This window comes from Kribbella sp. NPDC049227, assembly GCF_043197265.1.
GTDB lineage: Bacteria > Actinomycetota > Actinomycetes > Propionibacteriales > Kribbellaceae > Kribbella.
In genome coordinates, this window is record NZ_JBICST010000004.1 from 63,367 (window position 1) to 88,820 (window position 25,454).

22 protein-coding genes and 2 pseudogenes are annotated in these 25,454 nt (G+C 68.8%); 14 read left to right on the forward strand and 10 right to left on the reverse strand.

Annotated features, from left to right (window positions below):
- The first annotated feature begins 5 nt into the window (after nt 1-5).
- Together ACGFH6_RS17985 and ACGFH6_RS17990 are read left to right on the forward strand one after the other, a co-directional pair.
- The gene (locus ACGFH6_RS17985; protein ID WP_393384955.1) at nt 6-440 is read left to right on the forward strand and encodes an ester cyclase; all 435 of its coding nucleotides are present in this window, start codon (nt 6-8) and stop codon (nt 438-440) included.
- Between the two features lie 59 nt (nt 441-499).
- A complete protein-coding gene (locus ACGFH6_RS17990; RefSeq protein WP_393384956.1) occupies nt 500-1,336 on the forward strand; it encodes a GNAT family N-acetyltransferase in 837 nt (278 codons plus the stop codon).
- A 20-nt stretch (nt 1,337-1,356) separates the two neighbouring features.
- On the opposite strand, the gene ACGFH6_RS17995 is transcribed toward ACGFH6_RS17990, so the two are convergent.
- The 4 genes from ACGFH6_RS17995 to ACGFH6_RS18010 all read right to left on the reverse strand — a co-directional run bounded on the left by ACGFH6_RS17995 (nt 1,357) and on the right by ACGFH6_RS18010 (nt 8,366).
- Nucleotides 1,357-5,196 carry a hypothetical protein gene (locus ACGFH6_RS17995; protein WP_393384957.1) on the reverse strand — a complete coding sequence of 1,280 codons (3,840 nt, stop codon included), beginning with the start codon at nt 5,194-5,196 and terminating at the stop codon, nt 1,357-1,359.
- A gap of 2 nt (nt 5,197-5,198) precedes the next feature.
- Nucleotides 5,199-6,026 (reverse strand): carbohydrate ABC transporter permease, encoded by an 828-nt coding sequence (locus ACGFH6_RS18000; RefSeq protein WP_360456407.1) that lies wholly within the window; start codon nt 6,024-6,026, stop codon nt 5,199-5,201.
- The gene (locus ACGFH6_RS18005; RefSeq protein ID WP_393384959.1) at nt 6,023-6,964 is read right to left on the reverse strand and encodes a carbohydrate ABC transporter permease; all 942 of its coding nucleotides are present in this window, start codon (nt 6,962-6,964) and stop codon (nt 6,023-6,025) included. Before ACGFH6_RS18005 ends, ACGFH6_RS18000 begins: the two co-directional genes overlap by 4 nt.
- A 115-nt stretch (nt 6,965-7,079) precedes the next feature.
- Nucleotides 7,080-8,366, reverse strand: a complete 1,287-nt coding sequence (locus tag ACGFH6_RS18010) for an ABC transporter substrate-binding protein (RefSeq protein WP_393384961.1) — start codon at nt 8,364-8,366, stop codon at nt 7,080-7,082.
- A 377-nt stretch (nt 8,367-8,743) separates the two neighbouring features.
- On the opposite strand from ACGFH6_RS18010, the gene ACGFH6_RS18015 reads away from it, so the two are divergent.
- Both ACGFH6_RS18015 and ACGFH6_RS18020 read left to right on the forward strand, forming a co-directional pair.
- Complete coding sequence (locus ACGFH6_RS18015; RefSeq protein ID WP_393384962.1) at nt 8,744-9,466, forward strand: hypothetical protein; 723 nt, start codon at nt 8,744-8,746, stop codon at nt 9,464-9,466.
- A 130-nt stretch (nt 9,467-9,596) separates the two neighbouring features.
- A complete protein-coding gene (locus ACGFH6_RS18020; RefSeq protein WP_393384964.1) occupies nt 9,597-10,307 on the forward strand; it encodes a hypothetical protein in 711 nt (236 codons plus the stop codon).
- Here ACGFH6_RS18020 and ACGFH6_RS18025 read toward each other — a convergent pair.
- The gene (locus tag ACGFH6_RS18025; RefSeq protein ID WP_393384966.1) at nt 10,304-11,041 is read right to left on the reverse strand and encodes an ArsR/SmtB family transcription factor; all 738 of its coding nucleotides are present in this window, start codon (nt 11,039-11,041) and stop codon (nt 10,304-10,306) included. The two genes, ACGFH6_RS18020 and ACGFH6_RS18025, sit on opposite strands and share 4 nt — an antisense overlap.
- Before the next feature lie 65 nt (nt 11,042-11,106).
- On the opposite strand from ACGFH6_RS18025, the gene ACGFH6_RS18030 reads away from it, so the two are divergent.
- The gene (locus ACGFH6_RS18030) at nt 11,107-12,309 is read left to right on the forward strand and encodes an MFS transporter (protein WP_393384968.1); all 1,203 of its coding nucleotides are present in this window, start codon (nt 11,107-11,109) and stop codon (nt 12,307-12,309) included.
- A 107-nt stretch (nt 12,310-12,416) separates the two neighbouring features.
- On the opposite strand, the gene ACGFH6_RS18035 is transcribed toward ACGFH6_RS18030, so the two are convergent.
- Nucleotides 12,417-13,964, reverse strand: a complete 1,548-nt coding sequence (locus tag ACGFH6_RS18035) for a protein kinase (protein WP_393384969.1) — start codon at nt 13,962-13,964, stop codon at nt 12,417-12,419.
- Nucleotides 13,965-14,025: 61 nt separating this feature from the next.
- On the opposite strand from ACGFH6_RS18035, the gene ACGFH6_RS18040 reads away from it, so the two are divergent.
- The 7 genes and pseudogenes from ACGFH6_RS18040 to ptsP all read left to right on the forward strand — a co-directional run bounded on the left by ACGFH6_RS18040 (nt 14,026) and on the right by ptsP (nt 19,903).
- Nucleotides 14,026-14,586: an RNA polymerase sigma factor gene (locus tag ACGFH6_RS18040; RefSeq protein ID WP_393384971.1), complete on the forward strand. Its 561-nt coding sequence runs from the start codon at nt 14,026-14,028 to the stop codon at nt 14,584-14,586.
- Nucleotides 14,587-14,643: 57 nt separating this feature from the next.
- Complete coding sequence (locus ACGFH6_RS18045; protein ID WP_393384972.1) at nt 14,644-15,882, forward strand: MFS transporter; 1,239 nt, start codon at nt 14,644-14,646, stop codon at nt 15,880-15,882.
- Nucleotides 15,883-15,927: 45 nt separating this feature from the next.
- Nucleotides 15,928-16,932 (forward strand): dihydroxyacetone kinase subunit DhaK, encoded by a 1,005-nt coding sequence (gene dhaK / locus ACGFH6_RS18050; protein ID WP_393384973.1) that lies wholly within the window; start codon nt 15,928-15,930, stop codon nt 16,930-16,932.
- 2 nt (nt 16,933-16,934) lie between these two features.
- A complete protein-coding gene (gene dhaL, locus ACGFH6_RS18055) occupies nt 16,935-17,555 on the forward strand; it encodes a dihydroxyacetone kinase subunit DhaL (protein WP_393386709.1) in 621 nt (206 codons plus the stop codon).
- Nucleotides 17,552-17,962: pseudogene (gene dhaM / locus ACGFH6_RS18060) on the forward strand (dihydroxyacetone kinase phosphoryl donor subunit DhaM); the annotation flags it as partial. The gene dhaL and the pseudogene dhaM, both read left to right, overlap by 4 nt.
- A gap of 51 nt (nt 17,963-18,013) precedes the next feature.
- A pseudogene (locus tag ACGFH6_RS18065) lies at nt 18,014-18,235 on the forward strand (HPr family phosphocarrier protein); the annotation flags it as partial.
- A gap of 66 nt (nt 18,236-18,301) precedes the next feature.
- Nucleotides 18,302-19,903 (forward strand): phosphoenolpyruvate--protein phosphotransferase, encoded by a 1,602-nt coding sequence (ptsP, locus tag ACGFH6_RS18070; protein WP_393386711.1) that lies wholly within the window; start codon nt 18,302-18,304, stop codon nt 19,901-19,903.
- On the opposite strand, the gene ACGFH6_RS18075 is transcribed toward ptsP, so the two are convergent.
- Nucleotides 19,882-20,538 (reverse strand): hypothetical protein, encoded by a 657-nt coding sequence (locus tag ACGFH6_RS18075; protein WP_393384974.1) that lies wholly within the window; start codon nt 20,536-20,538, stop codon nt 19,882-19,884. The genes ptsP and ACGFH6_RS18075 overlap by 22 nt on opposite strands.
- Nucleotides 20,535-21,092, reverse strand: coding sequence for a GNAT family N-acetyltransferase (locus ACGFH6_RS18080; protein ID WP_393384976.1), 558 nt, complete (start codon nt 21,090-21,092; stop codon nt 20,535-20,537). The genes ACGFH6_RS18075 and ACGFH6_RS18080 overlap by 4 nt, the downstream gene beginning before the upstream one ends.
- 70 nt (nt 21,093-21,162) lie before the next feature.
- Here ACGFH6_RS18080 and ACGFH6_RS18085 point away from each other — a divergent pair, with 70 nt between their 5' ends.
- Nucleotides 21,163-21,771 (forward strand): RNA polymerase sigma factor, encoded by a 609-nt coding sequence (locus ACGFH6_RS18085; protein ID WP_393384977.1) that lies wholly within the window; start codon nt 21,163-21,165, stop codon nt 21,769-21,771.
- Nucleotides 21,758-22,609: a hypothetical protein gene (locus tag ACGFH6_RS18090; RefSeq protein WP_393384979.1), complete on the forward strand. Its 852-nt coding sequence runs from the start codon at nt 21,758-21,760 to the stop codon at nt 22,607-22,609. Before ACGFH6_RS18085 ends, ACGFH6_RS18090 begins: the two co-directional genes overlap by 14 nt.
- Before the next feature lie 21 nt (nt 22,610-22,630).
- Here the strand turns inward: ACGFH6_RS18090 and ACGFH6_RS18095 are convergent, their stop codons facing one another.
- Complete coding sequence (locus tag ACGFH6_RS18095) at nt 22,631-23,122, reverse strand: DUF1707 domain-containing protein (RefSeq protein ID WP_393384981.1); 492 nt, start codon at nt 23,120-23,122, stop codon at nt 22,631-22,633.
- Nucleotides 23,123-23,192: 70 nt separating this feature from the next.
- Nucleotides 23,193-25,454, reverse strand: a complete 2,262-nt coding sequence (gene purL / locus ACGFH6_RS18100; RefSeq protein WP_393384983.1) for a phosphoribosylformylglycinamidine synthase subunit PurL — start codon at nt 25,452-25,454, stop codon at nt 23,193-23,195.

Below are 25,454 nucleotides of genomic sequence, written 5' to 3' on the forward strand. Positions count from 1 at the left end.
ACCCCATGTCAGAAACCACCGAAACCACCAAGGCGATCTTCGCCCGTCTGCACGAAGCGATGAACAGCACCGATCCCGACGTCATCGCGAAGACCATCGACGAACTCTTCGACCCGAACGTCGAGCTCGGCACTCCGCTGCCGATCGACGCCACCGGCGTCGAGGCCGTGAAGCAGGTCTGGTCCTTGCTCCTGCACGCGTTCCCCGACCTCGACGTTCACGTCGAGGACGTGATCGCAGAAGGCGACAAACTCGTCTGCCGCAATACCGTCACCGGCACTCACGAGGGCGACTTCATGGGCATCGCGCCCACCGGAAGACGCATCACCTACAAGGAGATCATGATCTTCCGCGTCACCGGCGGGCGAATCTCCAAGACCTGGGGCGTAGTCGACACCCTTTCCCAGCTACGCCAACTAGGCGCCATCCCCACCCCCTGACCAGAGCGCCCGCAAGCCGCGGCTCGTCGCGCGGCTTGCGGGCACTAGTGTCCTGAATCATGCGTACTGCTGGGAGCGGGGACGACATCGACCTGTGTGCGGCGGCGGACCGCAATGTCGAGGCGGCGCTCGAGCATTTTGGTCGGTACGGCGATGGGGCCGTGACGACTCGACGCGCGGGCACTCTGCTGGTGGCGTCCAGGACCGACTTCGCGGGGGCGTTCCACAACACGGCGATGCGAGTGAACCCCGATACCGCCCCTGGCCGAGTCCTGGACGAAGCCCGCGCGTTCGGGGCGGCGCATGATCGGGCCATGGTGCTGTGGGTCGCCACTCATCGAGACCAGGACCTGGCTGAGGAGACCCGGGCCCGCGGGTTCGAACTCCGGTCCACCGCGCCAGGCATGGCACTACGCACACCGCCACCGGAGCCCGCCGTATCCGCCGATGTCGAGCTGGTGCGGGTGACCGACCGTGCCGACTCCGAAGACTTCGCCGCAGTACACCGCGACGTCTTCGTCGACGGTGGCCGGGCCGCCGAGGCGGTCGATCAGTTCGCTTCCCCGGATGCATTGCTGGCCCGCAACGTCACCGCCGTAGTCGCGCGAGTGAACGGCACGCCCGCGTCCTGCGCGATGGTCATCCACAACGGAAGCACCGCAGGCATCTACTGGGTAGCAACCACTCCCACCGCCCGCAACCGAGGCCTCGGCACCCTCGTCACCGCCACAGCCGCCCGCCTGGCTTTCGACCACGGCGCCAACACCGTCGTACTCCAAGCCACCGAATCAGGCACCCCCGTCTACCACCGAACAGGCTTCACCCCTTTCACCACCTACCAACGCTTCCTCCTCCCCGGCGGGCGGGAGCCGCGCAAGCAAGCGACGAAGGAGTGACGCGCGTCGGGCGTGGGGAACTAGCTGGTGCTGAGGGTTATTGGGCCGTGGAGGCCGGAGGTTTTTTGGGTGGGGAAGATGAAGTGGGTGGGGCTGGTGGCGTTCAGGTGGGGGGCGAGGGTGTTGAAGACTTCGATGGTGAGGGTGTGGGGGCCGCCGGGGGTGGCGGGCAGGTTGTAGGTGTAGGGGGTGCAGAAGCGGGTGCCTACGGAGATGCCGTCGAGGAAGACCTCGGCGGTGCCGCGGACACGGCCTAGGTCGAGCTGGAGATCGCGGGCCTCGGGGATGTGTAGTTCGCGGGTGTAGCGGACGCCGCCGGAGTACTCCGACAGGCCCTGGTCTTCCCAGTTGCCGAGGGACATGCGGCCGGGTCCGACGTGGGCGCGGATGGGTCCGGCGAGGGCGGCGCCGGCCTCTAAGCCGGGTTGGGTGAGGACAGTGAGCCACCCGACGCGGGAGCCCGCAGGTACGGCGACGTCAAGGTGGCCGGCGCCGATGGGGACGCCGGCAGACGGTTGTCCGGCCGGGTCGGCGGCGGACGGTTGGCCGGTGCCGGTGGGGTCGGCGGCGGAGGGTTGGCCGGTGGTGGTGAGTTCGGTGCCGTCGATCGTGAGGACTGCTTCGCCGACCACGTCGAGCTCGAGGCGGGTCGTGCCTGGTGGGAGGTCGAAGCGGAGGTGTTCGATGCGCTCCGGAGCCGACCGCGGTACGGCGAACGTCACGGGCACGACCGCGGACGACTCGAGAGCAGTCGTCGGGGTGCCGTCGAGCCAGGAAGCGGCGGGCAACGGGTGTGGTCGGCGGGTCAGGTACAGGTCGGCCAGGGCACGGTGTTGCGGCCGGCGCCGGACTGTTGGTACGACGGCGTCCGCGATCTCAGCCTGCCAATGGTGGTCGCTGATGGCCAAGCCGTCGACGAGGATCGGGGTCGGCTGAGTGACCTCGACGGCGATCGTGTTGGCCCCCGGATGCAGCGCCGACGAAGCGTCGTACCGGCGGACTCGCGGCGTTGTGCGTTCGTACGGCATGAACCCGCCCTGCCGCCCGACCTCCGCACCATTGACGAACAGCTTCGCGGAGCCCCACGCCGTCAGGGTCAGCTCGGAGCAGTCTCCCGGTACGACGGTTGTGGTGTAGCGGATCGCGGTGCCGGGTTCCGGCGGTTCGTCCACAGCGATCCATTCAGGGCGGCGGTACGACGTGACGTCGCGGACGAAAGCGACATTCGCGCGGAGGTGGAGATCCACCTCGGGAGTCAACCGGAGTTCGAGGTGATGTGGACCGGCTGCGAGGCTGACGGCGCCCGACGCGAAGTGACCGCCGAAGTCGGTGATCGGGACGAGACTGCCGTCGATCAGGAGCTCCTTGGCCGCGGCGGCGCCGACAACGACCGTGGTCTCAAAAGCCTCCACCGTGAACGCGGCGGTGAAGGTCACGGTGTCGCCGGCGGACACGGAGCCGAAGTCGAGGAAGTCCTCGGGGACGTGGCCTTTCGGACCGAGTGCGTGATGGTGGATCGGGTCCTTGTGGATGCCGAGCTTCTCGGAGTACTCGATCGGCCGGCCGTCGATCAGGCCGTGCGGCCCGAACGTCGCGTGGGCCGGTCGCCAGTCGCCGAAGCCCTCGACACGGTGCTCGAGTGCCCACCGCTCGACCACGGAACCCGAGGACGGCGAGGCCGGCCAGGCGAAGTCGCCCCACCTGTTGTCGAGCGTCGGGATCAGCGCCACGTCCCAATCGCCCTCCAGTGTCTCTACCTCCCGCACCATCGGGACGTCGAGAGACGCCGATGGGTTGCCCGAGGCAAACACCAGCAGGGCCGCGGGACCGGCGTCGAACGGTACGACGACCTCGGTCAGGTCGCCGACAGCCTTGTGGGCAAGGGCTCGAGGCTCACCACCGAACGGATCCACGAGCAGCGGCGGTCCCGGTACGTCGCGGACCTGTACGACGACCTCGCGGCGATAGCGCCCAGGATCGAAGGTGTAGCCGACACTCGCCCATTCATGACTGATCCCGCGCCCTACCGGCGGTCCCGCGATCTCTGTCGCACTCCATTCCGTGGGCGTGACGAACACGACCAACGAACCGTCGACCTCGCGAGCCAGCACCGGCACGTCGGCCTCGACCCGTCGCTGCAACCTCCCGAGCTCCTCGGGGACCTCGGCGGCCGCGGAGACGAGTACGACGCCCTCCGGCAGGCCGGGCGGAACGGTGCCGACAGCAACTACCAGCCCACCGGCGACGACGAACTCGGAGAGTCGCCCCGCCACCTCGTCCTCGAGCACAGTTGCCGCAGGCAACACCACCGCGGCGTAGGACTCGTCGGCAACGCACAACCGCGGGCGGGCAGCGGCACGCACCTCTGCGTTTGCCAACGATTCGTCGTCGATCACGTCGGCGTCGATCCGCGCCCGGTCGAGTACGCCGGGCACCGGGGCGAACCAGGTGGCGTCACCGATCAGCTCGCGATAGGTCTCCTGAGCACGCAAGGCAGCTGGCCCAGGGCCGCTCAACGAGGTGTCCGATTGAGCGGTTGTCGTGGGGAAGAGCACGGCGACATCGCAAACATGCCGCCCCAGCGACAGCACGGCGCACAGCCGCGTCACCGCATCGGCGAAGGATTTGTGATGGCGCCAGTACGGTTGGCGCCAATCCGTTGCCGGGGGCGCCCATTCCCACCAGCCGGCGCGGGTCGTGTAGTAGACGGCATGCGGGTTGTAGAGCGTCGCGCCGGTCCGCAACCACGGCAGCAACCAGTCGAACGTCTCCTCCAACGTTCCGCCCCACCCCGTGGAATGGAACGCCTCGATCCAGGTCCGCGGCCGGTCGTACAGATGCGCCAACGATGAGTGGATCCGAGCATCGCCGTGATGATCGGACCCCGGTGCGCTGAACCACCGGTGCGTACGCGCGTAGTCCGCGTACAACTCCACGCCCTCGACCGGACGTCCGGCCCGCGCCGGATCCTGCTGGTCGCACCCGACGATCAGCCCGTGCTTCTCGTGCCACTCGTGCAGCGGCCGGAAGAACGCCTCCTCCGAGAGCGAAGCCCGCAACGCGTGATAGTCCCGCCGTACGCGAGCACCATCCGGTACGTCGAGATCCCACAAAGCAGCCAGATGCTCGCGAACGTCGTACCCGTAACGCGCGACGAACCGTTCGGCGAAGTCGGCAGACCAGGTCGGCACGGATGGCAGTTCGTCCTGGAACGAGCCCACGACCACCTGGCCGAGGCGATCCCCCAACCGTCGTTCGAACTCCCCGTGCACCTGGTCGAGCAACGCGGCACACGCGGACGGACTGAGGTAGTCGAACCCGTGATCGGTCTCGTAGAACAAGGACAGGCGCGATTCGGAAGAAGCCTCGCACTCGACAACGCCATCAACGACCGGCACAGGCTCGGAGCCGAGCACAGCCGCCAGAACGCGGCCCCCGGCGGGGCAACGGAGTACCAACCGACCGGTGCCAGTCACGGTCAGCCGCTGCAGACGACGACCCGCAAAGGCAGGCTGCCGAGCTACCAGTCGCGCCTGGATGTCCGCCCCGGAGAACCCCAACTGGTCGTAGAACCACAACGACACCCCGAGCTCCGAAGCGTCGTCGCAGACGCCGAGGAAGATCTCCCACCACCCCTCGGAGAAGAACGGCGGGTCGTCGGCGTCGCAGCCGTGGTCGGTCCCGGCCGGCGCCAGGTTCATGACGACGAGCTGGTACACGCCACCTTCGACGAACCGCTCCAGCTGCCAGCGCAGCCGTGCCGGGTCGAGCGGCTCACCGCTCCACCACCACAGGGGCGCAGGTGAGAAGGCCCTGGTCGGATCGGTGAGGATCGACGCCAGGCGCTCGGGGAGAGCCACAGTTATCCCTTCAGACCACTGGAGAAGCCGCGGATGACGTACCGCTGGAGGATCAGGAAGACGACCAGGATCGGCAGCGCCGCGAGAACGAGACCGGCCGCGACGAGCCCGTAGTCGGAGGTGTATTCGTTGACGAAGGCAAAGACCCGGACAGGGACGGTCTCCCGGCCCGAGCCGCCCAGATACAGCAGCGGGGTGAAGAAGTCGTTCCAGATGTGTACGGCGTTCAGGATCAGCACGGTCCCGGTGATCGGCCGGAGCAGCGGGAAGATCACATGCGCGAACGCCTGCAGGTGCGAGGCCCCGTCGATCAGCGCCGCGTTGGTGTAGTCGGCCGGCAGCGAGCGGATGAACCCGGTGTACAGGAACACCGTGAACGGCAACTGGATGCCCGTGTAGAACAGGATCATGCCCTGGTACGTTCCGAGCAGACCCATGTCGTTGACCAGCTGATACAGCGGGATCATCCCGAGCTGGAACGGCAGGATGATGCCGACCAGGAACAGGATGTAGAGGCTGTAGCTGAGCCGCGTCACGGTGCGGGCGAGGAAGTACGCCGCCAGCGACCCGAGAACGATCAGCACGATCACACTGGCGACAGTGATCAACGTGCTGTGCAGCAACGCCGATCCGAGCGACGCGGACTGCCACGCCTCCCCGAAGCTGCCGACCGACGGTGGCGAAGGCAGTGACAGGGGCTTGTTCGCGATCTGCTGCGGATCCTTGAACGCCAGCGTCACCAGCGCATAGACGGGGAACAGGAATGCGATCGCCACCGCGACCATGACGATCTCGAGCACGAACGTGCGCGGACGATAGCCGGTCCTCATGCCGCCGTCTCCCTCGATCGCAGGTACCCGATCTGGATGAACGAGACCGCCGCGACGAAGATCGCCAGGACCAGCGCGACGGCCGTGCTGTAACCGAACTTCCCGTACACGAAGGCCTGCTTGTACAGAACGGTCGACAACGTGTCCGTCGCGTACCCGGGCCCGCCGTTCGTCATCGCGATGATCTGGGTGAACAACGTCAGCCCACCCACGGTCGACAGCATCACGTTGATCGTCACCGCCGGCGCGAGCAGCGGCCAGGTGATGTGCCGGAACCGCGCGACCGTCCCGGCACCGTCCACCATCGCGGACTCGTGCAACTCCTGCGGTACGCCTTCCAGCCCGGCCAGGAAGATCACCATCGAGTACCCCGCGCACTGCCAGATCACCGTGAACGCGACCGACCAGATCGCGAGCGACGGGTTCCCGAGCCAGTCCTGCCGGAGACCACCGAGCCCGATCGCGTTCAGGGCCGCGTTGAGGCCCGCGTCCGGCGCCGGGTTGTAGACGTACTTCCACAGGAACGACACCATCACCGGGCTGACCACGACCGGCGCGAAGAAGATCACCCGCAACGCCATCCGGCTCTTGATGTTCGTGTGTACGCCGAGGGCGAGCAGCAGGCCGATCCCGTTCTGTACGACGACGATCGCGATGGTCAGCAACAACGTGTTCCGCAGCGCCCCCAGCGCCTGGTCGTCGTGCACCAACTGCTTGAAGTTGTCCACGCCCACGAACGACCGTGCCTCGCCGACGCCGGACCAGTCGGTGAACGCCGATCCCGCGCCGACGATGCTCGGGTAGAGCATCACCAGCGCGTAGACGACCAGGGCCGGCGCTGCGAACAACCACGGCGGCGCAACCCCGCCGCCCCGCCGCCGCGGTGGTTTCGAAGCCTCCCGCCGTACCGGCGCAACCGGCGGAGCGGTGACGGTCATGGGGCCTCCCGTCCTGGACTGAGGAGCGCAGGGAGCGAAGCGACCGGAGTGACGAGGGAAGGACGGGAGTACCAGCCCCATGACCCGCCGCGCCGGAGGCGCGGCATCAGCGCCGTCATGCCGTCTTCCGGTAGGCCTCGTCCATCTTCTTCAGTGCGCCTTGGACCGTCGTCTTGCCGCCGAGGAGTTCCTGGACGACGGCGAAGTGGGTCGGCTGGACCTCGGCGTTCGGCCAGCGCTGGTCCATGAACGGCACGGCCTTGTTGTCCTTCAGGTACGGCAGGAACGACGTCAGCACCGGGTCGACCTTCGAGTCGCCGTCGGAGTACAGCGGAACGCAGGCGACCGCCTGGGACCAGGCGCTCACGACCTCCGGCTGCCCGCAGTACTCGATGAACTTCTTGGCCTGCTCGGCCTTCTTGCTCTTCGCGCTGACCGCGATGCCGACCACGATGCCGCCCGGGATCCAGTTGTCGGCCGCAACGTCGGTGGCCGGGAACGGGAACATGCCGAGGTCGTCCGGCGACGGCGACGCGTCCCGGAACGCCTGCAGTACCGCGGACACCTGCACGGCCATCGCGGCCTTGCCGGTGCCGACCATCGAGGTGGCCTGCTCGTACGTCGTCCCGTTCGGGTTGTCGTTGAAGAAGCCCTTCTTCTGCAGTTCCAGGTACTTGTCCATCGCGTCGGCCCAGCCGGAGTCGCCGAACGACGCGTTGCCGGCGATCATCTTGTCGTCGAAGTCCGGGTTCTTCGCGTAGACCGTGCCGGGCACCAGCGCGTAGTCGATCAGCTGGGTGACCCACGGGGTCTGCGCTCCGAGCGCGATCGGGACGATGCCCTTCTTCTTCAGCTTGTCGCAGACGGTCAGCAGTTCCGACCAGGTCGTGGGCGGCTCGACGCCGGCGCTGGCGAACGCCTTCTTGTTGTAGATCGCGCCGAGCACGCTGGTGCCGGGCGAGAAGATGAACGTCTTGCCGTCCTGCTGGAAGGCGCCCTTGAAGCCTTCCGGGATCTTCTGCGTCCAGGACTGGGCGCTGAGGTCGGTGAGCAGGTTCGCCTTGCTGAGCTGGACCATCGACATCGCGCTGCCGTTGCCCGGGTAGACCGCGTGCATGTCGGGCGCGTTGCCGGCCGCGAGCTGGGCGCGGAGCGCGGTCTGCAACTGGTCGGCGGGCGAGAACGAGAGGTTGAAGTCGAAGTCGGGGTTCGCCTTCTTGTAGTCGTCGAGGGCCTTGCGCAGGCCGGCCTCCTGGCTGCCGGCGCCGATCACCTTCAGCTGCCCGCCGGACGACGACGAGCCGCCGCCGTTGCCTCCGCAGGCCGCCAGTGTGCCGACCGCGGCGGCGCCTCCCATCAGCTGCAGGAGACGCCGCCGGCTGACGGTCTGATCGAGTGCCATGTGTTCCTCCTGAGCGAGGCGAGAGCCGCCTTCGAAGTACCGCTGTGAGATGTGAAGTAATCGCGCATTCGTGTTACTTTTTTCACGCGGGACGCTACGGTCGCCCCGAAGAGGTGTCAAGACCTCGTTGAAAGGATTCAGTTCGGGTCGGCGGGAAAACCGGATCACACGTTTTGGGTCCGTGCCCGGGTCGCCTGAGAAGATGAGGATGTGTCCGCGACCGCCTGCGCCCGACCGGTCAGCCCGCCGTACGCTCCGCGGCTGCCCGGACGCTGCAGCCTGCCCTCGAGCCGACCCTCCGGCAGCCTCCGGGTCCCGCCGTACGACGCCCTCCTCGACGCCACCGAGCCGGCGCCGAACCGCGGATCGGTGGGCCGGTGAAACGTCCGATTCTGGTCATCGTTCTGCTGCTGATCACGGTCCTCGGGGCGGCCGGCGGCTACTTCGCCGGCGATCGCTGGGACATCCCGGCGGCGACGGCCTCCGGTGATGCGGCCCCGCTCGGTCAGGTGACGCCGGCCGGGCCGACGCCGTCCCAGACACCGTCCGATCCCCCGCTGCCGGTCAAGACTCCGGTGCCGAACACGATCCCGCCGCTCGAGACCGACGTGAGCTTCCGGCGGCGTACGTTCACGGTCTCGCCGAAGGACTACCAGTCGGTGCAGATGGCGATCGAGGTACCGGACGGCTGGCACTTCAAGACGGACCCGAAGCGTCCGGCCGAGGTCAAGTACCTCGATCCCCGCAACGAGCGGGGCGTCCGGGTGGAGGCGAACCGCCCGCCGATCCCCACCAAGGACGCGCTGGCGGGCCTCATCATCGACCTGAAGAAGAGCCTGCCGCCGCAGGACGACCTGCAGATCCAGTCCCAGACCACCGAGCAGATCGTGGGCGACGACGACCAGCTGCGGACGGTCTCGACGCTGGTCTACACCTACATTCCGACCGACACCCTGCGCTATGTGATCGTCCGGTGGGTCTCGACCAACGGTGACGACCTGGCCAACGTGGAGATGAGCATCACCGGCCTGCCCGACGACTCGGACGCGCTGGGCGAGGTCCTGCTCCGGGCCACCCAGTCGGTTCGCGAGACCGGCTGAGCCGGTGCCATCGGAGGTCTGTTGCCCGGACGGGCAGCTTTTTCATGGAATCGTTACCGGACGGCCGCAACCTTTGCGGCGTGCTGAAGTGTCATTGAAGTAGGGCTTCAAGTGGGGAGGTGAGGCAGGCGTGGCTCGTCGGGGGACTGTTGGCGCCCTGCTGGGATCCGGGCTCGTGGTGATCACGGCCCTCGGAGGCGCGGGCGGATACGGGATCGGACTGCTGATCGGCGAGGCGCAGCCCGCGGTGGCGTCCGGCGCGGCGGCTCCGCTCGGGACCACGACACCGACGCCTTCGGTGACGGCCACTGCGCCGACGCGCACACCCAAGCCCGACAACAGGCCCGCGTTGCAGGCGGACGACCTCAGCTACCGGACCCGGTCGTTCACCGCGGAGCTCGTGGTCAAGTCCCACGTCAGCGCCCGGGTGCCGTACAACTGGCGGATCACCCAGCCCGATCCGCCCAACTACGCCCGGTTCACCGATCCGACCTCGAAGCGCTGGATCCGTATCGAGGCCGGCTTCACCATCAGCCGTCCCCCGGCCGCGTCGATGGCCGCGCGGATCAAGGACCTCAACGCACTCGACAAGAACCAGCTGCTGACGATCGTTTCCCAGCAGGTGGAGGACGACCAGGCCACGCTCGCCTACACGTATCTTCCGCCGGAGTCGCAGTCATCCGAAGGGGTGCTCCGGTACGTCATCGTCCGCTGGGTCGCCGACGACAGTGGCCTCTGCGCGATCGAGATGAGCTCGACCGGTCTCCCGCAGGACAAGGACGCGTTGATGGATGTTCTCGACCACGCGTCGAAGAGCGTCGTACGCCGGGACACGCCCTAACCGAGCAGGTCGCCCAGAGCGTGCCGACCGGCGTCGGTGAGGTCGACTGCCCGTTGGCGGGGCCTTCGGCGTACCCAGTCCCGTTCCAGCGTTGCGTTGGCGACCATCGCACCGAGGCGACCGGCCAGGTGATGCCGTTGCTCACTCCAGTCGACGCAGAACCTCAGCAACCGCCGGCCGGATGCCTTCTCCGACAGGTCGACACCCAGCTCGCCGAAAACCTCGGAAGCCGCAGGTCCCAACGCGTACGGCCCATCCGGTAGCTGCTGCGCCAGCGGGTCCTCCGGCCGGCGGTCCGTGCCGGTTCCGCCGTCAGTCCGCACCAGTGCCTCTCGTCGTACCAAGCCTTCCAGCAGAGCAACGCCGAGCCGGCCGGCCAGGTGGTCGTAGCAGGTACGCGCCTCGCGGAGTGCCGCGGCCCGGGTGCTCTGCCGGAGCGAGTTGATCGGCTGCGGCTTGGCGATGCGTGCCACGGCTTCCACCGCCGCGGCCACCTCGGGACCGGCGAGCCGGTAGTACCTGTGCCGCCCGGAGCGCTCCATCTCCAGCAGACCGCCGTCCAGCAACTTGTGGAGGTGTGAGCTGACCGTCTGCGGTGACACACCGGCCTCTGTCGCGAGCAGGGACGCGGGGAGCGCCCGGCCGTCCGCCAGCGCCATCAGCACCTTCGCGCGGGCCGGCTCAGCCAGCAGTGCGGCCGCGCGGGCCACATCAGCATCCCCGGTGAACTCCATGTCTCCATGCTCACACCGTCACACTTCGACGCAACCCGAAGTGATTCGGTGCGAGGTTGGAACACATGCTCCTCGCCCTCCTCTGTGTAGGGATCTTCCTGGTCCAACTCGACGTCACCGTGGTCAACGTGGCCCTTCCGGACATCCGGATCGACCTCAGTACGACGCTCGCCGGGCAGCAGTGGGTCGTCGACGGCTACATGATCGCGCTGGCCGCGCTACTCCTCGTCTGCGGTGCACTGGGCGACCGGATCGGCCACCGGCGCGTGGTACTTGCAGGCCTCGCTGTGTTCGGTCTGGCCTCGCTGGGCTGTGGTTTGGCGCCGAACATCGAGCTACTCGTGGCAGCGCGCGCCGTACAAGGCATCGGCGCCGCGCTGCTCCTCCCCGGCACGCTGGCCGTCATCACCGACCTGTACGTCGACCGTGCGGCAAGGGCACGTGCGGTCGGCATCTGGGCCGGCGCCGGAGCGCTCTCGCTACCATCCGGCCCATTGCTGGGTGGTGCACTGGTCAGTGGCCTCGGATGGCGGGCCGTCTTCCTGATCAACCTCCCGATCATCGCCGTCGGCCTGCCACTGGCCTTCCGCCTGATCCCTGACCATCACTCGGCCAGGCAGGGAACGCGGAGCCCACTGCGCATCGGCAAGGACTTCGTCGGCGCGAATGTCACCGCCGGCCTGATGAATCTGGTCGGCCTCGGCACGATCCTCGTGCTGACGCTGTATCTGCAGGAACACCTTGGCCACAAAGCGTTCCGGGCCGGTCTCGAGCTCATCCCCTTGTTCCTGCCGCTCTCCGTACTCGCTCCAGTGTCCGGCCGCATCACCGCCCGCTATGGACCCCGACTGCCCATGACCATCGGCCTGGTCCCTGGAGCGGCCGGATCGGCCTGCCTGCTTATGGTCCACGGCAGTTACCGCGAACTCGTCCCCGTCGAGCTCGGCCTCGGCATCGGCATGGGCTTCCTCACCGCCGCCGTCGTCAACGCGGCCGTCGCCTCACTGCCACCCGATCGCGCCGGATTCGCCAGCGGCGTCAACAACACCTGCCGGCAGGCATTCGGTGCCGTCGGCATCATTCTGTACGGCGCAATCGCCGGCAGCCCCGCCGGCATGATCACCGGCCTCCACACCCTCGCCTACCTCGGCACCACCCTCTGGCTACTCGCCCTGGCCATCACCTGGCTGACCATCGGGCGCGGTACTCGGACCCGGGATCAGTCAACTGGCCAGATGGCTCGGAAGATGGTGGAGCGGAGTCGGTAGAAGCCGCGGCGGGTGGACTGGATCAGGGCAGGCGACGGCCGCAGCCGATCGAACGCGAAACGCAACACCAGGGACTTCCTCGGGACCGAGCAGGACAGAAGCGCTCGTCAGCCGGTGAACGACACCGAGTGGGCGATCTCGAGGGCCCGGTCGCGGCCATCGGCCGGTACCAGGACCTGAACGAGCATCGAGCCGGTGGTCCCCGTGTCCACGACTCGCTGCAGGAGCATACTGCTGCCGTCGCCGCAGCCGGTGGAGAACCGCTCGGTCACCGCGGAACCGTTGACCGTCGAGGTCTTGACCTCCTCGTCGGCGACACAGCCGAACGACTTGCCGCTGCCGACCGACAGGCGCACGACCTGCGCGTCGGTCATGCCGATGAAGACCCCGGGCGACCTCGTCGACCAGCTCGGGTCCTGGCTGACCCGGAGCGCCGGATAGGAGTTGGTCGTGCCGGGCGGCTGCCAGTCCGCGTCGGCGACCGACTTGGCCCAGCCCTTGGGCATCTCCAGGTTGACCCAGCTGTAAGACAGTGGCACGACCTCGCGCGCGGACAGGTAGCGCTGCGCTCCGAAGCCGACCCCACCGCCCACGATCAGCGCCAGCACTGCAGCGAGCACCCATCGACCTCGGCGCCGCTTGCGTTTCGGAGCAACCGCGGGCTCCGTGGCGGGCTCGACCGATGCGACCGCGGGCGCTGTCTCCTCGGGCTCTTCGGGCGCCGGCTTGACGATCGTGGGCTTGTTGGCGTCACTGAAGGCGGTCGTCTCGTTGTCGTCCGCCGGGCTGTCGGCCACGGAGGTGTCGCGGATGCCGTACGACGCGGGGACGAACCCGTGGGTGGTCTCGTCCAGGCCCCCGACGAGCTCACGGGTGAAGGACTGCACATCCGGCCAGCGCTTCTCGCGATCCGGATCCAGGGCGCGCACGATCGCGGCATCGACCTGCTCCGGCAACTCGAACCCGAGTGAGCTCGGCGGTGGCGGCGCCGCCACCCGGCCGGCCGCACCCAGGCCGTCGAGCTGGTGCGGTGACCGCCCGGTCAGAGCGGCGTACGCGACGGCGCCGAGGGAGTACTGGTCGGCGCGCTGGTCCAGCCGCTCACCCATCGCCTGCTCCGGGGCGACGTACGACGGGGTGCCGCCGGGCATTGTGATCCGTGACACCTCGTCCAGCGACTTGCCGAGGCCCAGGTCGGACAGGACGGCCCGCTCGCCTTCGTCGGTGCTGCGGAACAGAACGTTCGCCGGTTTCACGTCGCGGTGGAGCAGGCCGCGTCGGTGCAGCGCCTGCAGGCCGCGGCCGACCTGGACGACGACGTCGACCGCCTCGGCCAGCGGCAGCGGTTGCTTCTTCAACCGGTCGGCCAGCGTGCCGCGATCGGCGTACGTGAGCACGAGGAACGGGCGGCCGTCGTCGAGTTCACCGACGTCGTGCACCTGGACGACGTGCTCGGACTCGACCCGGCGCAGGAACCGGCCCTCCTCGAGGAACCGGCGCCGGACCGAGTCGTCGTGGCCCCAGTTGTCCGCGAGCACCTTGATCGCGACCTCGGCATCCAGTTGCTCATCGTGAGCAAGCCATACCGTAGCGAAACCGCCTGAGCCCAGGCGTCGGCGCACGACGTAGCGGCCAAGTCTGGTCGGGACCCCCATACAAGGCATTATGGATCACTGGGAGTCCCCTGCCGGGGGCGGAAGGACAGCAAAGGCGCAGATGAGCGAGAGCACCAGCCCGACGGACGACCTCGGAGCCCTGGCCGAACGGGCCAAGGGAGGCGACAAGAACGCGATGGACGACCTGCTCAGGCTGGTCCATCCGCGGGTACTGCGCATCTGCCGCAGCGTGCTGCCGTACTCCGCCGACGCCGAGGACGCGGCCCAGGAGGCGCTGCTCAACATCGCGACCAAGATCCACACGTACTCCGGCCGGAGCAGCTTCTCCACCTGGGTCCACTCGGTCGCGGCGAACTCGGCCCGGTCGACGTACCGCAAGCTGAAGCGCACCGCCCAGGCCGCGCACAACCCGGAGACGATGGAAAGGCCGGACCCCCGCACCACCAGCGTGATCGCCGGCACCCGCCTGGACCTGCTCGAGGCGCTCGAGACCCTGGAGCGCGACCGGCCCCAGATGGTCACTCCGCTCGTCCTCCGCGACGTCTACGGCCTCTCCTACGAGGAGATCGCCGCCGAGGTCGGCGCCCCGCTCGGCACGGTCAAGTCCCGCATCCACGACGCCCGCGAGGTCGTCCGGCCGCTCCTGCGCCCGAAGGACTGACTGCAGCAACCTGCAAGCCGACCATAGTTGACCCGGTAGCGACCTAATCTCCGAGTTATGTCGGGTCGGGGGCTACTGCGCAACGGTGACTACCTCAAGCTGCTGAGCGGTCAGACGATCAGCGCCCTTGGCTCGGCGATGAGCACCTTCGTCTTCACGCTGCTCGCCATGGCGATCACCGGCTCTCCGGCGCAGGCCGGTCTCGTCGGAGCGGCGTACGCCCTGGGCGCCACCCTGTCCTCCTTGCCGGCCGGCGCCCTGGTCGACCGAACGAGCCGCCGCCTGGTTCTGATCAGCTGCGGCACGGCAGGCGCCGTACTGTACGGCTCGGTCGCCGTCGCCGGCTGGCTGGACCGGCTGACCATCTGGCATCTGATCGCGGTTGCCCTGTGCAGCGGCGTGAGCACCGCCTTCTTCCTACCGGCCGAAACCGCGGCCCTCCGGCAGATCGTCCCACCTGACGACATCGGCACCGCCGTCGCCGCCAGCCAGGGCCGTGGGTACGTCGCTGGTCTGGCCGGTGCCCCGCTGGGTGGGCTCCTCTACACCGTCGGCCGCGTGGTCCCGGTGGCGATCGACGCAGTGTCGTACCTGGTGATGACCATGCTGCTGGCGCTGATCCGCCGCCCCCTGGGTGCTCCCGAAACCCACGATGCCAAGCCCGAGCCGATGCTGCGCTCCATCCGTGGCGGTATCACCTGGCTGTTCGCGCAGCCCGCCCTGCGCACGATCGCGCTGGTCGCCACCGCACTGAACTTCGCGGCCAACGGGACGATCCTGGTCCTTATCCTCGACCTGCAGCAGCGCGGCGTCCGGCCGTCGGTGATCGGGTTGCTGGAGACCGGCATGGGTCTCGGCGGACTGCTCGGCGCCATCCTCACCCCGAAACTGCTGGCCATGTTCAGCACCGGCGCCATCGCGATCGTCGGGTCGTGGATCGTCGCGTGCACGTTCACCGCGACCGCGTTCACCAGTGCACCTGCCGCACTGATCGTGCTGCTCTCCCTGGCGATGCTCCTGCTCCCGGCTCTCAACTCAGGTCTGTTCGGCTACCAGATGCTGATCACACCGGACCATCTGCAAGGCCGGGCACAGAGTGCCGTCATGTTCCTTGCCACCAGCTCCCAGCCGCTCGCTCCGGCCCTCGGCGGCGTGATGCTGGCGAGCTTCGGGCACCGGACCGCGGTGGGCGTTCTGGGTGCGATCCTCACTGTCGCGTCTCTTCTGCTCACGCTGAGCCGACCGATCCGGTCGATTCCGTTGCTGTCCGAGGTGAAGGCCACGGCGACCGTCTGAGCAGGGGGCTCCCGTTCCGGGCGGGCGTGTGCTCAGATGGGTGGCATGAAGAAGCTCATCAACGAACCTGGTGATGTTGTGAGTGAGGCGCTGCGGGGGATGGAGGCAGCGCATTCGGATCGGTTGCGGGTGGATCACGAGAACCGGATCGTGTACCGCAAGGACGCACCGAGGCCGGGGAAGGTGGGACTGATCTCCGGGGGTGGATCCGGGCACGAGCCGATGCACGGCGGCTTCGTCGGGCTCGGGATGCTGGACGCGGCCTGCGCGGGTGAGGTGTTCACCTCGCCGGTGCCGGACCAGATGATGGCGGCGACCAAGGAGGTCGACGCGGGCGCCGGCGTACTGCACATCGTGAAGAACTACACCGGTGACGTGATGAACTTCGAGATGGCCGCCGAGCTGGCCGCGGCCGACGCGGGCACCGAGGTGCTCTCGGTCGTCACCAACGACGACGTCGCCGTTCAGGACAGCCTCTACACCGCCGGCCGCCGTGGCGTCGGTGTGACGGTGCTGCTGGAGAAGATCGTCGGCGCGGCCGCCGAGGAGGGCCAGCCGCTGCAGCAGGTCGCGGATCTCGCCAAGAAGGTCAACGACAACGGCCGCAGCATGGGGATGGCGCTGACCTCGTGCACGGTCCCGGCGGCGGGCAAGCCGACGTTCGACCTGGCCGACAACGAGATGGAGGTCGGCATCGGCATCCACGGCGAGCCCGGCCGGCAACGGTTGCCGCTGGCACCGGCGCGCGAGATCGCCGCCATGCTCGTCGACCCGGTGGTGTCCGATCTTCCTTACCAGCAAGGCGATTCCGTGATCGCCTTCATGAACGGCATGGGTGGTACGCCGCTGATCGAGTTGTACCTGATGTACAACGAGGTGGCCCAACTGCTCGACCGGGCCGGGATCACCGTCGCCCGCTCGCTGGTCGGCAACTACATCACCTCACTGGAGATGGCCGGCTGCTCGGTCACCCTGCTGAAGGTGGACGACGAACTGGTACGTCTCTGGGACGCACCGGTGAACACCCCCGGCCTACGCTGGGGCGCGTGAGCATGGGAGTCGACAACTTCGTCAACTGGCTGCGTGATGCCGCGAGTTCCTTGCACGACAACGCGGCGTACCTGACCGAGCTGGACTCGGCGATCGGCGACGCGGACCACGGGGCCAACATGGACCGTGGTTTCCAGGCGATCGTCGCGCTGCTGGACGAGACCAGCTTCGCGACGGTCGACGAGCTGATGAAGAAGGCCGGGATGACGCTGGTCAGCAAGGTCGGCGGGGCGAGCGGGCCGCTGTACGGCACGTTCTTCCTCCGCTTCGGGACCGCGCTGGCCGGCGCCGACCTGACCCCGGCGACGGTCGGCGAGGCGTTCAAGGCGGGCGTCGGCGGCATCCTCCAACGAGGCAAGGCCGAGCTCGGCGACAAGACCATGTACGACGCCTGGGCGCCTGCTCTGGACGCGTACGACGCCGCGGTCGCGGGCGGGGCGGATCTCGCCGGTGCCCTCACCGCGGCGGCGGAAGCGGCCGCAAAGGGCCGGGACGCGACGGTCCCGCTGGTCGCTCGGAAAGGTCGCGCGAGCTACCTGGGCGAGCGTAGCGCCGGTCATCAGGACCCGGGGGCGACGAGCACCACACTGTTGCTGGAGTCGGCTGCCCGCACCCTCGCATGATCGGGATCGTGGTCGTGTCGCACAGCCACGCGCTGGCGACCGCGGCGGTCGGGCTCGCCTCGGAGATGGTTGCCGCTGACAACCGTCCGGTGATCGCGGTCGCGGCCGGGCTGGATGCGACGACGTTCGGCACGGACGCGATGGCGGTCTCCGAGGCGATCATGACGGCGGACAGCCCGGACGGCGTACTCGTGCTGCTCGACCTGGGCAGCGCGGTGCTGAGTGCGGAGCTGGCACTGGAGTTCGTTGATCCCGACGTCGCTTCGCACGTGAGACTGACGAGTGCGCCGCTGGTCGAGGGGTTGGTGGCGGCGGTCGTCACCGCGTCCACCGGTGCCTCGCTCGACACGGTCGCGGCCGAAGCCGAGCGCGGACTGCTCGGCAAGCAGGATCATCTTGGCGGAGGTGGGGCCGCTGAGACGACCGTCGCAGCGGAGTCCGACCAGGCGCAGGAGGTTGTTGTCAGCAACGAGCACGGCTTGCACGCGCGGCCCGCGGCCCGGCTGGTCGGCTTGGTGAACTCGTTCGATGCTGTGGTGACGCTGACAGATCTGGACACCGGGCGAGGGCCGATCGACGCGGGCAGTCTGAGCATGGTCGCGACGCTCAACGCCCAGCAAGGTCACCGGTTGCGAGTCGGGGCGAGCGGCCAGCAGGCCGCCGAGGTGCTCGCGGCGATCGGCAAGCTGGCTTCCGAGAACTTCGGCGACGAGCCGGCCACGACCGCCGCTACCGACAGCGTCGGAGTGGCAGCGACCTCCCCCGGCGGGTCCGGGCTGGATGTGGCCCTGGGACCGGCGGTTGTTGCCGGGGCGCAGGTGGACGTGAGCGGTTACGTCGCCAGTGGTGACGAGTGGGCGCGGCTCGAGGACGCGATGGCGACGGTTGCCGAGGAATTGGGGCACCTTCGGGAGCGCAGCGGCGAGCTCGGCGGGATCTTCGAGGCACATCTCGCGCTTCTCAAGGATCGCAAGCCGATCGAGGAAATCCGGGCCGCGATCGCCGCAGGTACGTCGGCCCCGGTCGCGTGGAAGCAGACGTACGACGACCTGGCGACGACGTTCGAGGGCCTGGACGACGCGTACCAGCGGGAACGCGCGCAAGACGTCCGAGCCGTTCGGGATCGGGTACTGCGGGCTCTGACGGGAGCGACCGTCGACGAAGCGGCCGACGGCGGGATCCTCGTCGTGCCTGAGCTGGACGCCGCGACGGCGGCCACTCTCGACGCCGCCAAGGTCGCTGGGATCGCGGTGCGGGCGGCCGGGACGACCGGTCACGGGGTGATCGTGGCTCGATCGCGCGGCATACCTCTCATCACCGGCATCGGAGACGTCGACGTACCGGCCGGAGCGACGGTCGCTTTCGACGCGCGGGCAGGCTCGTTCGAGGTCTCGCCGGACGAGGACGCGGTCCGGCGGACCATCACCGAGCGGCAGACCGAGCGGGAGCGTGCGCTCGCGGAGGCCGATCAGCCGGCGACGACCGTGGACGGCAGGACGATCGCCGTACTGGTGAACGTCGGGTCGGTGCAGGACGCTGTGGACGCGCGCGGTGCGGACGGGTCCGGGCTGGTGCGGACCGAGGTCCTGTTCGGCCACCGGCGTACGGCGCCGAGCATCGACGAGCAGGCCGAGCAGTTCCGTGCGATCGCCCAAGCCCTGCAGGGAAAGCCGATCACCATCCGGACCTGGGATATCGGTGGCGACAAGCCGCTGCCGTTCCTGCCGCAGGACCAGGAGCCGAACCCGTTCCTGGGTGAGCGCGGCCTCCGGGTCTTCCGTCGCCGTCCTGAGCTGCTGCGGGACCAACTCGAAGCCGTACGCCGCGTCGCGGCCGAGACACCGGTGCACGTGATGTTCCCGATGGTGACGACCGCGGACGAGGTCGCCTGGGCGCTCGACCAGCTCGACCAACGAGGTCCGCGGCCCGACGGGTTGGAGGTCGGCATCATGGTCGAGGTGCCGGCCGCCGCGCTCCGGATCGACACCCTCGCGGCCGGCCTGGACTTCGTCAGTATCGGCACCAACGACCTCACGCAGTACACAACCGCCGCCGACCGCACCAACACCGCGGTCGCGCCACTGGCCGATGGCCTCGACCCCGCCGTACTGCAGCTGATCGACCACGTGGTCAGACGAGCCGGCGTACGAGTAGCTGTTTGCGGTGATCTGGCCAGCGATCCGCAGGCCGCCGTACTCCTCGCTGCTCTTGGCGTGGACGAGCTCAGCGCGGTCGGTCCGCAGGTTCCGCTGGTCAAGGAACGTCTACGGCGCGCAGATCTCCACCAGATCGACACTGCCGCGGTGCTGGCCGCCCGGGACGCCGCTCAGGTGCGTGGCTTGCTGTAGTAGCGCAGCTCGACCAGGTTGAAGCCGGACGTCCGCGTCGGCTTGGTCGGCAGCGTGTAGGACTCGCCGGGCTCGACGTACGTGACGTCCGGATGCTCCAGATCGAGGTCGACCACGAGCGCCGGGTACGCGCCGGTGTGCCAGGTGTAGGACTCCCCCGCGTCAGGCGTGACGTGCTGCACGCGGACGTCGTCCTCGTCCACGACCACCTTCGCCGGGACCTCGCCCACCTGCTCGAAGCCCGCCTCCGAAGGGACGCCGGAGACCAGGAAGTACGGATCGCCCGAGGCCTCCTCACCAAGGTCGAGCACCTCGATCAGCCGGTTCAGGTACGGCGTTTCGCCGTCGTTCGTGAGCATGTGGACCGGCGACACCGGACGGTAGACCGAACCACCGACGGTCTCGTTGAGCTGCCGGGCCGGGCTGCCGTCGAGCCAGTCCATGTGACACGGCGACGTGGACAGGCACAGCACGACGTACGGGTTGTGGTGCAGATGCCAGCCCTGCGCCTCGCCCGGCGCGAGCGAGACCTCCCAGACGCGGACCCGGGAGTTCTTCAGCAGGACGCGCGTACCGATCTCACCGAGGACGACCTCGGTGCCGTCCGGCGCGGCGACAGTGGTGCCTGCGGTCATACGGACTTCTCCTTCACGGGCAGGTCGATTGGGCGTTCCATCGCGACGGCGCCGAGGACGACGCCGTCGGGCATGGGAAGTTCGGCGGACTCCACCTCGGTGAATCCGAAAGCCTTGTAGAGCGGTACGCCGGGCAGCGTCGCCATCAGCGCCAGTTGCGTGAAACCCTCGGCCCGGGCCGCATCGGTGCAGGCGTCCAGGATCGCCCGGCCCAGGCCCCGGCGGGTCCAGTCGCTGCGGACGAACATCGCACGGATCCGGGCCGGCTCGGTCGCCGGATCGAGCAGTCGCGCGTCGGCCCCCGCCGTACTGGCGTTGAACAGCTTGTTCCGCCGGCTCCAGCCACCGCACGCGACGATCTCCCCGCCGGCCTCGTGCACGTAGTAGGTCCCGTCGTCGATCAGCGCGGTGTCGAGCGTGGTGATGTGCTCCGCGGCGCTGGCCGTCTGGGCGGGGTCGTAGTACGCCGGGAACAGCTCCCGCACCGAGGCGCGCGCCAACTCGGCCACTGCGGGCCCATCCGCCCGCACCGCGACCCGCAACACAGCCTCCACGCCCCACAGGCTAGTTCCGCAATACCCGTGCGGTGAAATGGGTCGGACCGTTGCCGGACATCTACCGGGTATGACGCAGACACCGATCAAGGCCTGGGCAGGGCCGGTGAGTGAGGGAGCCGTGCACCCACCACCGGATCCACGCAGGGACCGGTTCGAAGAGCTGTTCGGCGCGCACCGGGAGGCCGTCCTCGGCTACCTGCACCGCCGGACCGACAGCGGCCACGACGCCGCCGACCTGCTCGCGGACACGTTCCTGATCGCGTGGCGACGGCTCGACGACGTCCCTTCAGGGGTCCAGACAAGGCCCTGGCTGTACGGCGTGGCGCGGCGGGTGCTGGCCAATCACCGCAGAGGCGAGGGACGCCGGCACGCACTCGCGACCAAGCTGCGCCAGGAACTCACCGAGCCGGACGGGACGAATCGGTCGTTGCCCGACGACACCCCTGCCGCGCGGGCGTTCAGCGCACTGCCCGAGCAGGATCGGGAACTGCTCTCCCTGGTCGCCTGGGAGGACCTCGACACCGCCCAGATCGCGACCGTACTCGGGATCACGCGCAACGCCGTACGGATCAGGCTGCACCGCGCCCGGAAACGGTTCGCCAAGCTGCTCACCGCCCCGCTGGCGAACCGGAAGCTGGTCGCCCTCACGGAAGAGACCTCACATGAAGACGCCTGACATCGACGCCGCCGTCCGCGGCCTGGCCCGCCCCAACCATGAGATCACCGATGCGGCCTGGTCCGAACTGTCCGCCAACATCACCAACGGCTCCGACGAGTCGGTCGTCAGCCTGGACAGCCGCCGCCGCTCGACGCGGCCCAGCGTACTCCTGGCGGCCGCCTGCAGCCTCCTGATCGCCGGCGTGGTCGCTGCGACCGTGGTCGACCTGCCCGGCCAGGATCTGCCGCAGGCGCTGTCCGTCACAGACCAGGGCGACCGGCTGATCGTCCGGGTGATCGACCAGAACGCCGACCCGAAGGCCTACAACCAGCAGTTCAAGAAGCTCGGGCTGGACATCAAGGTGAAGATGGTCCCGGTCGCGCCGACGGCCGTCGGCAAGTACGCGACCTACCTGTACAACGAGAGCGGCGACGGGTCGGAACTCGGCCTGCTCAAGCCGGGTGAGAACTGCCCGGCGACACAGAACGCGAGCGACCCGGGCTGCCAGTACGGCGTGGAAGTGGGCAAGAAGTTCAAGGGCACCGCGGAGATCATGTTCGGCCGGGCCGCGCGGCCTGGTGAGCTGTACCAGTACATTCCGAGCGACGCCAGCGCTCCTGGGGAGGAGCTGGCGGGCCTGTCGTACAAGAACAAGCGCGTGGCCGAGGTACAGAAGCTGATCGCGGCGCGCGGCGTGGCTATCGGCGGCTACCTCAACTCCAAGACCGAGCTGGTCAACGGCGTCGCCACCGCCAAGGATGTCGACCCCGCGCCGGGCGACTGGTACGTCCACGAAATTCAGCCGCACTCGCCAGGAGTCGTCCTGCTCTGGATCGGCTCTGCACCGGCGAAGTGACCGAACCGCTCCCGCCGGGCCTCAGGTCCGGCGGGAGCGTTTCGTCTTGCCGGCGGCCCAGCGGTAGGCGACGAGGGTCCAGAGGATCGCGGGCAGGCCGAAGATCGCGGCGGCGACCTCGCGACCGAAGACCAGGAAGACCAGTCCGAGCAGGAAGAACGGCAGAGCCAGCCAGACCGCACCGACGAACGCGGCCCAGCGCCACCGGCCGGTCTTGCGCGGCTCGACCTGGTACAGCGACGGCGCCGGCAGACCGGCGAAGATCGGCTGCAGTTCGCCGTGCGTGACGGCCTCGTTCAGCCGATCCACCCGTCGGTGCAACTCGTCCTCGTCCAGCCGCCCGACAGCGAACGCTTCGGCCAGGTCGTCGGTACAGATCCGGCGCTCCTCGTCGGTCAGCCGGATGTTCGCCACTCGCCGCCGGGCCGCCGCCACCCGGGCCTCCTGCCCGGCCGCCGAGGCCAACCCGATCAGGTCGCCCACAGACGGCTTAGCCGGCCGCTGCTCCACCATCCGCCTCACCTCACTCGTCCTTTCGAGTGTGCCAGACGACCGGGCAGCGGCCGGGTCCTCGAGCGGCTGGTCAGCTGAGGGCGGCCGGCAGCGTCTGGGTCCAGGCGGTGCGGAGCTCGGTGAGCGGGAGCTCGAACTGGTCCTGGACGTCCAGGGAGTCGCCGGTGATGACGCCGATCTTCGCGTGCGGGAAGCGGCGTGCGGTGCACATGTCGGTGAACCGGACCTCTTCGGTGCGCGGTACGGCGACGACCGCACGGCCGGCCGACTCCGCGAACAGGAACAGGAACGGGTCGAGCCCGTCCGGCGCCCAGACCCGGGCACCCACGCCACCGCGGAGCGCCGACTCGACCAGAGTCTGCGCGACACCGCCGTCGCTGACGTCGTGCGCCGCGTCGATCAGGCCGTCGCGGGACGCGTTGATCAGGATGTCGGCCAGCTGCTGCTCCGCGGCCAGGTCGACCGCCGGGGGCCGCCCACCGAGGTGGCCGTGGACGACGTGCGCCCACTCCGACCCGGACAGCTCCTCCTCGGTCTCACCGAGCAGGTACAGCTGGTGGCCTTCCATCTCGGCCGTGAAGCCGATCGGCGTACGGCGGGTGACGTCGTCGATGACACCGAGGACGCCGACCACCGGCGTCGGCAGGATCGGGGTCTCGCCGGTCTGGTTGTAGAACGACACGTTGCCGCCGGTGACCGGGATGCCGAGCTCGATGCAGCCGTCGACCAGGCCGCGGATCGCCTCCGCGAACTGCCACATCACCGCCGGGTCCTCGGGCGAGCCGAAGTTCAGGCAGTCGGTCACCGCGATCGGCCGAGCACCGGTGGTGGCGACGTTGCGGTACGACTCGGCCAGTGCGAGCTTCGCGCCGGTGTACGGGTCGAGCTTGGCGAACCGCCCGTTGCAGTCGGTCGACACCGCGACCCCGAGGCCGCTGGTCTCGTCGACCCGGATCATCCCGCTGTCCTCGGGCTGCGCGAGCACCGAGTTGCCGAGCACGTAGCGGTCGTACTGGTCCGTGACCCAGGACTTGTCGCAGAGGTTCGGCGACGCGACCAGCTTCAGCAACGTGTCCCGCAGGTCCTCCGGGGTGGTTGCGCGCGGCAACTTCTCCGCACCGTCGGCCTGCAGTTCGTCCTGCCAGTCCGGGCGCGCGTACGGGCGCTCGTACACAGGTCCCTCGTGCGCGACGGTCCGCGGCGGTACGTCGACCACCCGCTCGCCGTGCCAGTCGATCTCGAGCCGGCCGGTGCCGGTGACCTCGCCGATGACGTCGGCCTGGACGTCCCACTTCGCGCAGATCTTCAGGAACGCCTCGACGTTGTCCGGCGTGACGACCGCCATCATCCGTTCCTGCGACTCGCTCATCAGGATCTCTTCCGGCGCGAGCGACGCATCCCGCAGCGGCACCTTGTCGAGCGAGACGTACATGCCGCCGTCACCCGCGCTGGCCAGCTCGGAGGTCGCACAGGACAGCCCGGCGCCGCCGAGATCCTGGATGCCCTCGACCACTCGCGCGGCGAACAGTTCGAGCGTGCACTCGATCAGCAGCTTCTCCATGAACGGGTCGCCGACCTGGACCGCCGGCCGCTTGGTCGGACCGCCCTCGGCGAACGTCTCCGACGCCAGCACCGACACTCCGCCGATCCCGTCGCCACCGGTCTTGGCGCCGTACAGGATGATCTGGTTCCCGAGACCGGTCGCGTTCGCCAGGTGCAGGTCCTCGTGCCGCATCACGCCGACGCAGAGCGCGTTGACCAGCGGGTTGCCGAGGTACGTCGGGTCGAAGACGACCTCACCGCCGACGTTGGGCAGGCCGAGGCTGTTGCCGTAGCCGCCGACGCCCGACACGATGCCGGGCAGCACGCGCTTGGTGTCCGGCGCGTCCAGCGGGCCGAACCGCAGCGGGTCCATCACCGCGACCGGCCGGGCGCCCATCGCCAGGATGTCGCGGACGATGCCGCCGACCCCGGTCGCCGCGCCCTGGTACGGCTCGACGTACGACGGGTGGTTGTGCGACTCGACCTTGAACGTGACGGCGTACCCCTCGCCGATGTCGATCACGCCGGCGTTCTCGCCGATCCCGGCCAGCATCTTGCCGGCCGGGGTCTCCTGCGGGATGTCACCGAACTTGCGCAGGTGCACCTTGGACGACTTGTACGAGCAGTGCTCGCTCCACATCACCGAGTACATGGCCAGCTCGCAGCTGGTCGGACGCCGGCCCAGGATGTCGCGGATCCGCTGGTACTCGTCCGGCTTCAGACCGAGCTCGGCCCACGGCTGCTCGACGTCCGGGGTACTGGTGGCGTTGCTAACGGTGTCGGTAGACAC

Bases quoted from the DNA above. Each gene is read 5' to 3' on its own strand.
- ACGFH6_RS17985 (WP_393384955.1), top strand. From the start codon at position 6: ATGTCAGAAACCACCGAAACCACCAAGGCGATCTTCGCCCGTCTGCAC.
- ACGFH6_RS17990 (WP_393384956.1), top strand. From the start codon at position 500: ATGCGTACTGCTGGGAGCGGGGACGACATCGACCTGTGTGCGGCGGCG.
- ACGFH6_RS18000 (WP_360456407.1), bottom strand. From the start codon at position 6,026: ATGAGGACCGGCTATCGTCCGCGCACGTTCGTGCTCGAGATCGTCATG.
- ACGFH6_RS18005 (WP_393384959.1), bottom strand. From the start codon at position 6,964: ATGACCGTCACCGCTCCGCCGGTTGCGCCGGTACGGCGGGAGGCTTCG.
- ACGFH6_RS18010 (WP_393384961.1), bottom strand. From the start codon at position 8,366: ATGGCACTCGATCAGACCGTCAGCCGGCGGCGTCTCCTGCAGCTGATG.
- ACGFH6_RS18025 (WP_393384966.1), bottom strand. From the start codon at position 11,041: ATGGAGTTCACCGGGGATGCTGATGTGGCCCGCGCGGCCGCACTGCTG.
- ACGFH6_RS18030 (WP_393384968.1), top strand. From the start codon at position 11,107: ATGCTCCTCGCCCTCCTCTGTGTAGGGATCTTCCTGGTCCAACTCGAC.
- ACGFH6_RS18035 (WP_393384969.1), bottom strand. From the start codon at position 13,964: ATGGGGGTCCCGACCAGACTTGGCCGCTACGTCGTGCGCCGACGCCTG.
- ACGFH6_RS18040 (WP_393384971.1), top strand. From the start codon at position 14,026: ATGAGCGAGAGCACCAGCCCGACGGACGACCTCGGAGCCCTGGCCGAA.
- ACGFH6_RS18045 (WP_393384972.1), top strand. From the start codon at position 14,644: ATGTCGGGTCGGGGGCTACTGCGCAACGGTGACTACCTCAAGCTGCTG.
- dhaK (WP_393384973.1), top strand. From the start codon at position 15,928: ATGAAGAAGCTCATCAACGAACCTGGTGATGTTGTGAGTGAGGCGCTG.
- dhaL (WP_393386709.1), top strand. From the start codon at position 16,935: ATGGGAGTCGACAACTTCGTCAACTGGCTGCGTGATGCCGCGAGTTCC.
- ACGFH6_RS18075 (WP_393384974.1), bottom strand. From the start codon at position 20,538: ATGACCGCAGGCACCACTGTCGCCGCGCCGGACGGCACCGAGGTCGTC.
- ACGFH6_RS18085 (WP_393384977.1), top strand. From the start codon at position 21,163: ATGACGCAGACACCGATCAAGGCCTGGGCAGGGCCGGTGAGTGAGGGA.
- ACGFH6_RS18090 (WP_393384979.1), top strand. From the start codon at position 21,758: ATGAAGACGCCTGACATCGACGCCGCCGTCCGCGGCCTGGCCCGCCCC.
- ACGFH6_RS18095 (WP_393384981.1), bottom strand. From the start codon at position 23,122: ATGGTGGAGCAGCGGCCGGCTAAGCCGTCTGTGGGCGACCTGATCGGG.